The organism is Mesorhizobium sp. CNPSo 4689, assembly GCF_057784325.1.
In genome coordinates this window covers 146,587-158,982 of record NZ_JBWLUZ010000002.1, presented here as the reverse complement: position 1 = coordinate 158,982, position 12,396 = coordinate 146,587, and the positions used below count along the sequence as shown (strand labels likewise).

The 12,396-nt window shown below is 63.4% G+C and carries 13 protein-coding genes; 5 read left to right on the top strand and 8 right to left on the bottom strand.

Annotated features, from left to right (window positions below; all coding sequences use genetic code 11):
• Window positions 1-5: 5 nt before the first annotated feature.
• A complete protein-coding gene (locus AC04SI_RS03575; RefSeq protein WP_404275423.1) occupies window positions 6-1,016 on the bottom strand; it encodes a ribonuclease T2 family protein in 1,011 nt (336 codons plus the stop codon).
• A gap of 185 nt (window positions 1,017-1,201) precedes the next feature.
• On the opposite strand from AC04SI_RS03575, the gene AC04SI_RS03570 reads away from it, so the two are divergent.
• The 3 genes from AC04SI_RS03570 to AC04SI_RS03560 all read left to right on the top strand — a co-directional run bounded on the left by AC04SI_RS03570 (window position 1,202) and on the right by AC04SI_RS03560 (window position 5,036).
• Window positions 1,202-2,134, top strand: coding sequence for an alpha/beta fold hydrolase (locus tag AC04SI_RS03570; protein ID WP_488473922.1), 933 nt, complete (start codon window positions 1,202-1,204; stop codon window positions 2,132-2,134).
• A gap of 80 nt (window positions 2,135-2,214) precedes the next feature.
• Complete coding sequence (locus AC04SI_RS03565) at window positions 2,215-3,390, top strand: CaiB/BaiF CoA transferase family protein (protein ID WP_488473921.1); 1,176 nt, start codon at window positions 2,215-2,217, stop codon at window positions 3,388-3,390.
• Window positions 3,387-5,036, top strand: coding sequence for a thiamine pyrophosphate-binding protein (locus tag AC04SI_RS03560; RefSeq protein ID WP_488473920.1), 1,650 nt, complete (start codon window positions 3,387-3,389; stop codon window positions 5,034-5,036). Before AC04SI_RS03565 ends, AC04SI_RS03560 begins: the two co-directional genes overlap by 4 nt.
• Window positions 5,037-5,087: 51 nt before the next feature.
• Here the strand turns inward: AC04SI_RS03560 and AC04SI_RS03555 are convergent, their stop codons facing one another.
• A complete protein-coding gene (locus tag AC04SI_RS03555; RefSeq protein WP_404275418.1) occupies window positions 5,088-5,534 on the bottom strand; it encodes a CHRD domain-containing protein in 447 nt (148 codons plus the stop codon).
• A 157-nt stretch (window positions 5,535-5,691) separates the two neighbouring features.
• Complete coding sequence (locus AC04SI_RS03550) at window positions 5,692-6,975, bottom strand: cystathionine gamma-synthase family protein (RefSeq protein ID WP_488473919.1); 1,284 nt, start codon at window positions 6,973-6,975, stop codon at window positions 5,692-5,694.
• Window positions 6,976-7,096: 121 nt separating this feature from the next.
• Here AC04SI_RS03550 and AC04SI_RS03545 point away from each other — a divergent pair, with 121 nt between their 5' ends.
• Window positions 7,097-7,555 carry an Lrp/AsnC family transcriptional regulator gene (locus tag AC04SI_RS03545; protein ID WP_488473918.1) on the top strand — a complete coding sequence of 153 codons (459 nt, stop codon included), beginning with the start codon at window positions 7,097-7,099 and terminating at the stop codon, window positions 7,553-7,555.
• 51 nt (window positions 7,556-7,606) lie between these two features.
• On the opposite strand, the gene AC04SI_RS03540 is transcribed toward AC04SI_RS03545, so the two are convergent.
• The 4 genes from AC04SI_RS03540 to AC04SI_RS03525 are packed head-to-tail and all read right to left on the bottom strand — an operon-like array spanning window position 7,607 to window position 11,470.
• The gene (locus AC04SI_RS03540; protein WP_488473917.1) at window positions 7,607-8,578 is read right to left on the bottom strand and encodes an ABC transporter substrate-binding protein; all 972 of its coding nucleotides are present in this window, start codon (window positions 8,576-8,578) and stop codon (window positions 7,607-7,609) included.
• 41 nt (window positions 8,579-8,619) lie between these two features.
• Window positions 8,620-9,774 (bottom strand): ABC transporter permease, encoded by a 1,155-nt coding sequence (locus AC04SI_RS03535; RefSeq protein WP_488473916.1) that lies wholly within the window; start codon window positions 9,772-9,774, stop codon window positions 8,620-8,622.
• Window positions 9,771-10,649, bottom strand: a complete 879-nt coding sequence (locus AC04SI_RS03530; protein ID WP_404275413.1) for an ABC transporter permease — start codon at window positions 10,647-10,649, stop codon at window positions 9,771-9,773. Before AC04SI_RS03530 ends, AC04SI_RS03535 begins: the two co-directional genes overlap by 4 nt.
• Before the next feature lie 29 nt (window positions 10,650-10,678).
• Window positions 10,679-11,470, bottom strand: coding sequence for an ABC transporter ATP-binding protein (locus AC04SI_RS03525; RefSeq protein ID WP_404275412.1), 792 nt, complete (start codon window positions 11,468-11,470; stop codon window positions 10,679-10,681).
• A gap of 116 nt (window positions 11,471-11,586) precedes the next feature.
• On the opposite strand from AC04SI_RS03525, the gene AC04SI_RS03520 reads away from it, so the two are divergent.
• A complete protein-coding gene (locus tag AC04SI_RS03520; protein WP_006204163.1) occupies window positions 11,587-11,991 on the top strand; it encodes a cupin domain-containing protein in 405 nt (134 codons plus the stop codon).
• 26 nt (window positions 11,992-12,017) lie between these two features.
• Here the strand turns inward: AC04SI_RS03520 and AC04SI_RS03515 are convergent, their stop codons facing one another.
• Complete coding sequence (locus AC04SI_RS03515; protein ID WP_404275411.1) at window positions 12,018-12,395, bottom strand: hypothetical protein; 378 nt, start codon at window positions 12,393-12,395, stop codon at window positions 12,018-12,020.
• Window position 12,396 lies beyond the last annotated feature (1 nt).

Sequence of the window (12,396 nt, the reverse complement as noted above, 5' to 3'; positions counted from 1 at the left end):
CGCGCTTACTGGAACCCGATCGGGTCGACGGTGCCTTTCGGGCAACCCGCCTTGGTCGTCGGCGCCGAAGCCTGCATCAGATCGGCGAGCGAGCTGGTCGGGCCGATCGGACCGGCAAGGCCGAGCGTCAGTTCGCCGATCAAGCGCCTGCCGCTCGACGGGTCGACCAGGCAGGACACCCGGACCCGTTCGCCGGCTCCGGCGCCGAAGGCGCTGTCGAAGGCTTTGCGGATCTGGTCCGACGTCACCTGCTTGCCGATATTCTTGGTGAAGAGCTCGCGCACCGGCGAGGCATTCACTGCGCGCATCAGGTTCAACGCATCGGTAAAATACTCCTGCTGGCTCTTGCCGTAGCAGGTGCCATGCTTGATCCATTCATGTCTTTCCAGATCGGACTTGGTGCCCGGCATCACCTGGTCGAGTTCCGCTCGCGTATCCGCATCGAGGTTGACCGGTGGCAGGTCCCGCCAGTGAGCCGGATTGTCGTTGGCCTTGTCGCTGGCCGCCACCTGACAATAGAAATTGCCGTTCGGCTGCGGCCACAGGCCATGCAGGGTGAAATGCGTCGCTTCGAACCCCGCCGGGGCCTGCGCCTGGCATTCGGTCTTGTTGGACTTGGTTTCGCAGAAGGCCGGCTGCCAGCTTAGCGCGAAGACATATTCGGGCTTCCCAGAGGCCGGCGCCGACGGCTTGGTTTGATCGGCCGGTGCGGGCGCGGTTGCGGCGCTGCCGCCGGTGACGTGGCCGCAGCTGATCTTCACCCAGCGGCGTTCGGGATCGGCGCCCGGCACCAGGATGAGATAATGCGTTGGCGCGTCCTTGTTGCCGGCAAGCAGCTGGTAGCTTTGCCCCGCCTCGGTCGAGACATTGCCGGGGTTCTTGCCACTCTTGATTGCTTGCGTCGCCGGACAGGCGGCGTCAGCGACGAAGGCGCCGCTCATCTTGACGTCGGCTCGCGCCGCACCAGCCACCGAGGCGACCAAAAGCGCCAAAACGAAAGCAAATCCTGTCCGCATACCCTTGCCCCGGCTGGAAGATACTGCGCCACACACTGCCTTGGTCTCCGTGTCAGAATTGCGATAGCGCGCCACAAGATCAGAAACATTCACAACTCGGAATCGCCATGCCGGATTGACGCAAAACCGGCGCCGGCGCAAACAAAACTCTTGTGAGCGCGAGAGCGCAGGGGGACCAAGAGACAATGCCATTCAGCCAACAGCGCATGGTCAAATCGCCGACCGGCGCGGAGCTCAACCTTTATGTGAAGCACGCTGGCGGCCATCCGCGCGCCGTCATCCAGATCAACCATGGGCTGGCCGAGCACGCCGCGCGCTACGCCCGCTTCGCTGATTTCCTCAGCGAGCGCGGTTTTCACGTCTACGCCCACGACCATCGCGGCCACGGCGCCACCAAGGCGCCTGACGCTCCCCTCGGCAAATTCGCCGACACCGATGGCGGCGCCAAGGTCGTTGCCGATGTCAACGCCATCCACGACCTCATCGCCACGGAGCAACCCGGCCTGCCGGTCATCGTCTTCGGCCATTCGATGGGCGCCTCGGTGGCGCTCAATTTTGTCTTGGCGCACTCAGCGCGCATCCATGCCGCCGCGATCTGGAACGGCAATTTCTCGCAAGGCCTGCTCGGCCAGTTGGCGTTGGCCATTCTCGGCTGGGAGAGGATGCGGCTGGGTTCCGACGTGCCGTCGCGGCTGCTGCCCAGACTGACCTTCCAGGCCTGGGGCAAGGCGGTGCCCAATCACAAGACGCTGTTCGACTGGCTGTCGCGCGACGAGGCCGAAGTGGCGAAATACATCGCCGACCCGCTGTGCGGTTGGGACGCGTCGGTGTCGATGTGGCGCGACGTGGTCAACATGGCGCAGCACGGCGGCAAGGACAGCAGCTTCGCGAACGTCCGCCGCGACCTCTTTGTAAACCTGATCGGCGGGGAAAAAGATCCTGCTTCCGACTACGGCAAGGCGGTCGGCCATCTCACGAAACGCATGCGCACGATGGGCTTTTCGAGTCTGGTTTCAAAGGTTTACACCGACACCCGCCACGAAAGCCTGAACGAGGTGAATCGGGATATGATCATGGACGACTTCGCCGCCTGGGCCGACAGCGTGCTCAAACAGTGACCGTACTGGCCTACCGCAAGGCTCGTGACAGCCGCTGCGCGTGTTGATAGAGGCTGCGGTTCCGACCAATTTGGTGATCCATGACTGAGCCTCCCCTGAAAGGCATCCGCGTAATCGAACTTGCCCGCATCCTTGCCGGGCCGTGGGCCGGGCAACTGCTCGCCGATCTCGGCGCCGATGTCATCAAGGTCGAGAGCCCCGATGGTGGCGACGACACCCGCAAATGGGGGCCGCCCTTCGTCATGAGCCATGACGGCGAGAACCTGTCGGCCGCCTATTACCATTCCTGCAATCGCGGCAAGCGCTCCATTGCCGTCGACTTCTCGACGCCTGAAGGCGCCGAGACTGTGCGCCGGCTGGTCGCGAACGCGGACGTGATGATCGAGAACTTCAAGCTCGGCGGCCTCAGGAAATACGGGCTCGACTACGACAGTCTGCGCAAGATCAACCCGCGCCTGGTCTATTGCTCGATCACCGGCTTCGGCCAGGACGGACCTTACGCGCCACGCGCCGGCTATGATTTCATCATCCAGGCCATGGCCGGCATGATGTCGATCACCGGCGAGGCCGGCCACGAGCCGCAGAAGGCCGGCGTCGCCATCTCTGATCTCTTCACCGGACTTTATTCGGTGATCGCCATCCAGGCCGCGCTCCGACACGCCGAAAAAACCGGCGAGGGCCAGCATATCGACATGGCGCTGTTCGACAGCCAGATCTCGGCGCTCGGCAACCAGAACCTCAACTATCTGGTGTCCGGCAAATCACCGGTGCAGATGGGCAATGCGCATATGAATATCGCGCCCTACGAGGTGGTGCCGGTCAGGGATGGCCACATCATCCTGGCGGTCGGCAATGACGGCCAGTTCCAAAAATTCTGTGCCGCCGTCGGCCTCGACGATTTGCCTGGCAATCCCGATTTCGCCACCAACCCCGCCCGCGTCGCCAACCGAGCGAAACTGCGCGAGCGCATGATCGAGACGCTGAAGGATATCGATCGCGATCCGCTGCTGACGAAGCTGGAAGCCGCAAGCGTACCGGCCAGCCCGATCAACACCATCGGTCAGATGTTTGCCGATCCGCAGACGATCGCACGCGGCATGCGCCTCGACCTGGACGATGGTCATGGCAATCTTCTGCCCTCGGTGCGGGCGCCGATGGTGATGTCCGGCACGCCGCTGGTCTATGAGCGCCCCTCGCCGCGCCTAGGCGAACACACCGAAGAGATCCTTGCCGAACTGGAGAAGTCGGGACAATGAAGACAGGCGGACAACTGATCGTCGACGCGCTCGAAGCCAACGGCACCGATCGCATCTATTGCGTGCCGGGCGAATCCTATCTGGCGGTGCTCGACGCCCTGCACGATTCGCCGATCCGCACCATCGTCTGCCGCCAGGAAGGCGGTGCCGCGATGATGGCCGACTGCCACGGCCGCCTGACCGGCAAGCCCGGCATCTGCTTCGTCACCCGCGGCCCCGGCGCCACCAACGCCTCGGCCGGCATCCACATTGCCATGCAGGATTCGGTTCCCGTCATCCTGTTCATCGGCCAGGTCGCCAGCCACGCCAAGGAGCGCGAGGCTTTCCAGGAAGTCGACTACAAGCGCTTCTTCGGCGATATCGCCAAATGGGTGGTCGAGATCGACGACGCCGCGCGCATTCCCGAATTCGTCACCCGCGCCTTTGCCGTGGCGACCTCCGGCCGACCCGGCCCGGTCGTCATCTCGCTGCCAGAGGACATGCTGACCAGCCTTGTAGAGGCGCCCGTGGCCTTGCCGCGCACACCAGTTGAAACCCACCCCGGCGAAGCCGAGCTCGACGCGCTGGAGAAACTTCTTGGCAACGCCAAGCGGCCCTTCGTCATCCTTGGCGGCACGCGCTGGGATGCCGACGCTGTGGCGCGGATGCGAGCAATCGCCGAAACCTGGTCGCTGCCGGTCGGCTGTTCCTTCCGCCGCCAGATGCTGTTCGATCATCTCCACCCGAACTATGCCGGCGACGTCGGCATCGGCATCAACCCCAAGCTAGCGATGGCGATCAAGCAGGCCGATCTCGTGCTGCTTGTCGGAGGCCGCATGGGCGAGATGCCCTCCTCGGACTACACGCTGCTGAAAAGCCCCTACCCCGACCAGACGCTGGTCCATGTCCACGCCGATGCCGGCGAACTCGGCCGCGTCTACCGGCCGGCGCTGGCAATCAACGCCTCGCCCTCCGCCTTTGTCGAGGCCTTCGCCAAACGCAAGCCGGCCGGCACACCGGCATGGGCAGCCGAGACCCCGAAGCTGCATGCCGCCTATCTCGACTGGTCGACACCACCGGAGAGCGGTCCCGGTTCCGTCCAGATGGGACCGATCATGAATTATCTCGAAAAGGTCCTGCCAGACGACGCCATCCTCACCAACGGCGCCGGCAACTACGCCACCTGGGTCCATCGCTTCCACCGCTCCCGCCGCTTTGCTACGCAGGCGGCACCCACCTCCGGCTCGATGGGCTACGGCACGCCGGCGGCGGTCGCCGCCAAGGACCTTTATCCGGATCGCACCGTGGTCGCCTTCGCCGGCGATGGCTGCTTCCTGATGAACGGGCAGGAATTCGCCACCGCCGTGCAATACGACCTGCCGATCGTCGTGGTCGTCGTCAACAACGGCATCTACGGCACCATCCGCATGCACCAGGAGCGCGAATATCCGGGCCGTGTCGTCGCTACCGATCTGAAGAATCCAGACTTCGCCGCGCTGGCCCGCGCCTATGGCGGCCACGGCGAGACGGTCGAGAAGACCGCCGATTTCGCCCCTGCGTTCGAGCGCGCGCGCGCCAGCGGCAAACCGGCGATTGTCGAGATCAGGCTCGATCCCGAGGCGATCACGCCGACCCGCACGCTGACTCAAATCCGCGACAAGAGCTGACCGACGCGAAAGGGGCGGTGCACCGCCTTTTTCCGCCGGCAGGACGGTGCGCTACATTGTCGTCGCCGCCTTCTCGATCTGCCCGCGAATTTCGCCGTCTGGATTCGCCTTGGTGTGGACGTTGACGTAATATTTGCCGGCTTCCAGATCGGCCGCCTGTGCATCGGTCAGCGTCGCCGATCCCTTGATCGGGCTCTTGACCTTCTTGAACGGGATCACGGGTCCCGCGTTTTCACCCGCCGCGGCCGGGCCGTGAATGTGGGCGGCCGTCGCCGGCCCACTGAGGCCGGAATATTTCACGTTCCAGCTGAGCTTCTTCTTGGCGGTGTCGAAGGTAAATGTGGCGGTCCCCTTGCCCTTGGTGGTGACAGGTGGGCTCTGCTGGCTGCCGTCGAGCGTCGCCTTGTACTTCACAATATCGGCCATGGCCGGCGAAGCGAACAGCAGGGCCGTCGAAACGGCGAACGCCGAAAGCAACGACAAGGATTGGATGCGCATGAAGAAACCTCCGTTTCGTGACGCATCCGCCGCGGCTCCCCGGCGCGCGGATGCTTCACTGAAACGGTTGGGCGGCGCAATGTATCCCGGCACACGCATATTTTACCGGCGCCCATAAAAAAGGGGCGGTCGCACGCCCCTTCCATGAAGGCAGCGATCAGACGGCCGCCAGCGCCAGCGTCAGGTCGGCGATCAGGTCATCGGGGTGCTCGACGCCGATGGACAGCCTGACCGTCGTCTCAAGCACGCCGATGCGCTGGCGCACGTCGAAGGGAATACCCGAATGGGTCATGGCCGCCGGGTGGCTGGCCAGCGATTCCGTTCCGCCGAGGCTTACCGCCAGCTTGAATATCTGCAGGCCGTTCAGGAAGGCGAAAGCCGCCTTCTGGCCGCCTCTGATATCGAAGGAGAATGTCGAGCCGGCGCCGCTGCATTGCACCCGATAGGCGCGGCCTGCAGGCGTGTCCTCGCCCAGGAACGGCAGATAATGCACCTTCTCGACCTTGGCATGATCGCGCAGGAATTCGGCGACCAGGCGCGCATTGTCGTTGGCCCGCTCCATGCGGATCGACAGCGTCTCCAGCGAGCGGCCGAGCATCCAGCAGGAATGTGGGTCGAGCTGCGTGCCGATCGCGCCGCGCAGCGCCTTGATCGGCTTGGTGACCGCCTTGCCGCCCATGGCTGCACCCGCGATCAGGTCGGAATGGCCGCCGACATATTTGGTCAGCGAATAGACGGAAACATCGGCGCCATGTTCGATCGGCCGCTGGAACACCGGGCCGAGCAGCGTGTTGTCGCACACGATGATCGGCGTCGACCCTTGGCCCGCGCCGATCTCGTCGGCGATTCTCCGCATCAGCGCGATATCGACCAGGCTGTTGGTCGGATTCGACGGCGTTTCGATCAGGATGACCGAGACACGGCCCTTCGCGACCGCTGCGTCGGCAGCGGCCCGCACCGCCGTTTCGTCGACACCGTCCGCAAAACCGACAGCGCCGATGCCGAAGCCGGCAAGCGTGCGCGTCAGAAGCGTCTCGGTGCCGCCATAGAGCGGCTGCGAATGCAGGATGACGTCGCCCGGACGAGCATAGGCCAGCAGTGTCGTCGCGATCGCCGACATGCCGGACGAGAACAGGATGCAGGCTTCCGTTCCCTCATAGACTGCAAGGCGGTCCTCGACGATCTCGCTGTTGGGGTGATTGAAACGCGAATAGACCAGACCGGAAGCCGTGCCGCTCGGCGGCTCCTTGCGGCCGGAGGTGTAGTCGAAGAAGTCGCGTCCCTCTTCCGCCGACTTGAACACGAAGGTCGAGGTGAGGAACACCGGCGGCTTGACGGCACCCTCCGAAAGCTGCGGATCGAAGCCATAGCTCAGCATCAGCGTCTCCGGGTGGAGCTTGTGGTTGCCGATATGGGTTTTCGACGGGCGCGGCGCGGTCATGGTTTTTCTGCCTTTTGAGGAGTGTCTCACGGCAATTTATGCCATCCCGATCGTGCAGTCCTTGCTATTTTTGGACCGGTATGGCTGCACTCTCGCAAGAAATTGCCTCAGGAGATACAGAGTGCAGCAGAAGATAGCTGACGATTTCGACCGCAAGATCCTGCGTGAATTGCGAGCCGATGCCCGCATCACCAACAACGAGCTCGCCGAGCGGATCGGCCTGTCGGCGTCGCCCTGCCTGCGCCGCGTGCGGCGGCTGGAGGAAGCCGGCGTCATCAGAGGCTACACTACACTGGTCGATCCAGCTGCTTTCGGCTGGACCATGGTCGCCATCGCGACCATCCGGCTCAGCCGCCAGAATGAGGACGAAATCGTCATGTTCGAGGACGCCATCCGCGGCTGGGAAGAGGTGCTGGAATGCCACCTCGTGACCGGTTCGCGCGACTATGTGCTGAAGGTGGTGACAGGTGGCCTCGAGCAGTACGAGCGTTTCATCAAGGAAAAGATTGCACGGCTGAAATGCGTCGCCTCGATCGAGACCAGCTTCGTCATGAACACCATAAAGGAACGGCGCCTCTGAAATTTTTCCAGAGGCGCCGCTTATGAGAGCAATATCCTTGCAGGCCGGACCTTACTTGATCGCCTTGTCTGTGATCGCGGTCGTGTAGGCGCCGCTAGGCTCCTTGGTGATGATCTTCTGGTCGAGCAGCGCCTTGGCGGTGCGCTCATAGGTCGCCGGATCGAGCTTGCCGTCGGCATTGTCGATCAGCTTGGCAACCTCGCCCATCATCCGCTTCTGATGGTTTTCGTCCTGGCCGCCATTGTCCATGACGATGCCGGCCGCCTCATCGGAATTGTCGACGGCGTATTTCCAGCCCTTCATAGAGGCGCGCACGAACCGCACCATCTTGTCCTCGAAGGCCGGATCCTTGAGCTTGTCCTCGGAGGCATAGAGCCCGTCTTCAAGCAGGTCGTTGCCCATGGCCGAGTAGTTGAACACGATCAACTGGTCCGGCTTGTAGCCGGCATCGATCAGCTGCCAGTATTCGTTGTAGGTCATGACCGAAATGCAGTCGGCCTGCTTCTGGATCAGCGGCTGCACGTCAAAGCTCTGCTTCAGCACGGTGACGCCGTCCGGACCGCCTTCGGTCTTCAGGCTAAGCTTGTTCATCCAGGCGTAGAACGGATACTCGTTGCCGAAGAACCAGACGCCCAGCGTATGGCCCTTGAAGTCGGCTTCGGTCTTGATCGGGCCGTCCTTCGGGCAGACCAGCTCCATGCCGGCCTTCTTGAACGGCTGGGCGATGTTGACCAGCGGCACGCCCTTTTCGCGCGCGGCCAGTGCGCCGCCCATCCAGTCGACGATGACGTCGGCGCCGCCGCCGGCGATCACCTGCTCGGGCGCAATATCGGGGCCGCCCGGCTTGATGTCGACGTCGAGGCCTTCGGCCTCATAGAAGCCCTTGGCCTTGGCGACATAGTAGCCGGCGAACTGTGCCTGCGTGACCCATTTCAGCTGCAGCGTCACCTTGTCCGCCGCCATCGCCTGGAAAGCGGCCAGCGACATCGCACCGGCCAGAACAGGAATAATCAGTCTTTTCATGTTGTTACCCTCTGAAGTTAGTGCCCTTAAACCCACCGCCCCTATCCACCACGGACAGAGGGATGCCAAAACGTGACGGCTCTCTCGAAAAGAGCGACCACGCCATAAAAGACCGAACCCGCAAGTGCTGCAACTGCGATTTCAGCCCAGACCATGTCGATGTTCATCCGCCCGACCTCGGTCGCAATGCGGAATCCCATGCCGACGACAGGCGTGCCGAAGAACTCGGCGACGATGGCGCCGATCAGCGCCAGCGTCGAATTGATCTTCAGCGCGTTGAAGATGAAGGGTGCGGCCGCCGGCAGCCGCAGCTTGAACAGTGTCTGCCAGTAGCCCGACGCATGGGTGCGCATCAGGTCGCGTTCCATGTGGCCGGAAGCGGCAAGCCCGGCGACAGTGTTCACCAGCATCGGGAAGAAGGTCATGATGATGACGACCGCCGCCTTGGACTGCCAGTCGAAACCGAACCACATCACCATGATGGGGGCGACGCCGATGATCGGCAGCGCCGAGACCATGTTGCCGATCGGCAGCAGGCCACGCCGCAGGAAGGGCACGCGGTCGGCGGCGATTGCCGCGATGAAGCCCGCGCCGCTGCCGACGACATAACCGAAGATCACCGCCTTGAAGATGGTTTGCCTGACATCGGCCCCAAGCACCGGCAGCGAGCTGGCGATGCGCGCGCCGATGGCGCTTGGCGGCGGCAACAGGATGAAGGGAATGCCGGCGCCGCGCGTGATCGCTTCCCAGAGGATCAGGATCCAGGCGCCGAAGATCGCCGGGATGATCAGGCGAAGGGCGGTCCTGGCCCAATTCGCGACGGGGCGCAGGGAAGACAGCACCGCCACGCAGCGCCATCCCAGAAGCCACGCAGCGGCGAGCACCAGGAAATACGGCGTCAATGCCGTGCCTTCGAACCCGTTTATGCCCGTGATCAACAGCCAAGCGACGAGATGCGCACCGACGAACAGCACCAGAGCTTCAACGATAGCCGGCAGCCTGGTCATCGAGACACACGCTGCGATAACAAGCAGGCCGAACATCAGCCCCTTCGTCACAAGATAGGGGTAGTGGAAGGACGCCTCGGGTTGCGCCAACGCCGCCGCTTCCGGCTTCGACATCGCGCCGAGCGCGACCGCGATCAGGCAGAGCGCGACCGCCAGCACCGCCTGCCAGGAGGGTTTCAGCCAGTTCATGCCGGCCTCCCGCCCATGGCGCGGTCGACGAGGCGCCCGGCGATACCGACCACCATGACCAGCAGCGCCGCCACGACCGAGCCCGCGACCAGCGCCGACCAGATGTCGATGGTCTGGCTGTAATAGGCGCCGGCGAGCAGCTTGGCGCCGATGCCGGCGACAGCACCTGTCGGCAGTTCGCCGACAATGGCGCCGACCAGGCTTGCCGCCACCGCTACCTTCATCGAGGTGAACAGAAACGGCACCGATGCCGGCACGCGCAGCTTCCAGAAGGTCTGCGCGCGGCTGGCATTGTAGGTATGCATCAAATCGAGATGCATGATCTCGGGCGAGCGCAGTCCCTTGACCATGCCGACCGCGACTGGGAAGAACGACAGATAGGTCGAGATCAGCGCCTTGGGGATCAGGCCGGTGATGCCGATCGCCGCCAGCACGACGATGATCATCGGCGCCACCGCCAGGATCGGGATCGTCTGCGAAGCGATGATCCATGGCATCAGGCTGCGGTCGAGTGTCGCCACATGCACGATGCCGACGGCGATGATGATGCCAAGCGCCGTGCCGAAGGCAAAGCCGAGCAGTGTCGACGACAGCGTCACCCAGGCATTGTAGACAAGGCTGCGGTTCGAGGTGACGCTGCGCAGAAACGTGTTTTCGAAGAAGTTCACCGCCACCTGGTGCGGCGCCGGCAGCGTCGGCTTCGGCTGCGACAGCGTCTTGCCGAGGAATTCCACGACGCCCGGCGTCTCGTTGGCGCGGCGGTCGAGATCGCGCTGGAACGGCGTGTTGAGGACGACGGCCATCACGTACCAGACGACGACCACGCCCAAGAGGATCGAGGTCACCGGGACGATCTTGTCGCGGAAGCTATCCATTGAGCGCTCCCCGCGCGGTTGACGCCCCCTCAATCATCATAGCTGTGTCCTGCCCGCAGCCCGTCGCGCACCCGCGCCGCGATCGCCAAAAACTCCGGCGTCTCGCGGATGTCGAGCGGCCGCTTCTTCGGCAGTGTCGATTCGATGATGTCGCTGACTCGACCCGGGCGCGGCGACATGACGACGATGCGCGTCGAGAGGTACACCGCCTCGGGAATGGAGTGGGTGACGAAGCAGATCGTCTTGTTGGTCCGCTCCCAAAGTTCCAGCAGTTGTTCGTTGAGATGGTCGCGCACGATCTCGTCCAGCGCACCGAACGGCTCGTCCATCAGCAGCAGATCGGCGTCGAAGGCGAGCGCGCGCGCGATCGAGGCGCGCTGCTGCATGCCGCCGGAGAGCTGCCAGGGATACTTTTTCTCGAAGCCGGAGAGGTTGACCAATTCCAGCGTGCGCTTGATGCGCTCGGTCTGCTCAGCCTTGGAGAGGCCAATGATCTCCAGCGGCAGCCCCACATTGCGCTCGATCGTGCGCCAGGGAAAAAGGGCAGCGGCTTGAAAGACATAGCCGTAAGCCCGCTTCTCGCGCGCCTGCTCCGGCGTCATGCCGTTGACAGAGATGGTTCCGGCGGTCGGCTTCTCCAGATCGGCAATGACGCGCAGCAAGGTCGTCTTGCCGCAGCCGGATGGCCCGATGAAGGAGACGAATTCACCCTTGCCGATGGTGAGATCGACGTTGGACAGCGCCTGCACCGGGCCGTCATTGGTCTGGAAGGTGAGGCCGAGTTTGCTTGCCGAAACGACGGCTGGCGAATTCCCTGTCATAGGCTGCAACCTGCCTCGCCGCATCGCTGCTGCGCTGGCTGGAATCCGGTTGATTTTGTGATTGCGTTGTTTTCCACTCGTCCTGTCCCATCAGATCGACGCCCGGAGTTTCCCCGATGTCGCCTAAACCCACTTGTCATCTTATCCGCCCGGAAAGCTCTTATGAAGGCAAGCAGGGGCTGAGCTACTTCGCCGGCATCGCCGCCGAGACCGTCGGCTCCTCCGGCATCTGCATGCATCTTCTCACCATGCCGCCCGGCGCCCGCGCCAAGGCGCATCTGCATGAAAGCCATGAAACGGCGATCTACGTGCTCTCCGGCGAAGTCCACACCTGGTACGGCGACAAGCTCGAGCAGCAGATCCTGGTCAAGGCCGGCGACCTCTTCTACATCCCCGCCGGCGTGCCGCATTTGCCGGCCAATCTGAGCGGCAGTCCGGCTTCGGCGGTCATCGCCCGTACCGACCCCAACGAACAGGAAAGCGTCGTCCTGTTGCCGGAACTGGATGCGCTGGTCGCTTGAGATCATCGAACGTGAGACGCTGGCCGTCATCGGCACCGGGACACTTCCCCGTAAACGGTGCCGTCCTCGTCGGCGATCACCAGCTTCTTGGCATTCTTGGGGCTGCGCTTGATGGTGAACTGTATCGGCGACTGACCTTCCTCGCCCTCTGCCTCGCACATGGATTTGACCACCAGTGACCCATCGGCCTGTGCCTTCTTTTCGGTGAAGGTGCAGGCGCTGGCCGCGGTAACGAATGCCTCGTCGCTCAGGAGCAGCATGTCCTCGGCATAGACTTCCTGGCCGTTCTTGTTGATGCAGCCGGACTTGTTGCCATAGGGCTTGGACAGGTCGATCGCAGCGGCCGAAGCCTGGCCGGCGGCCAGCAGGACCGCGGCCGCCATGGCGAGATGAACAATGCGCATG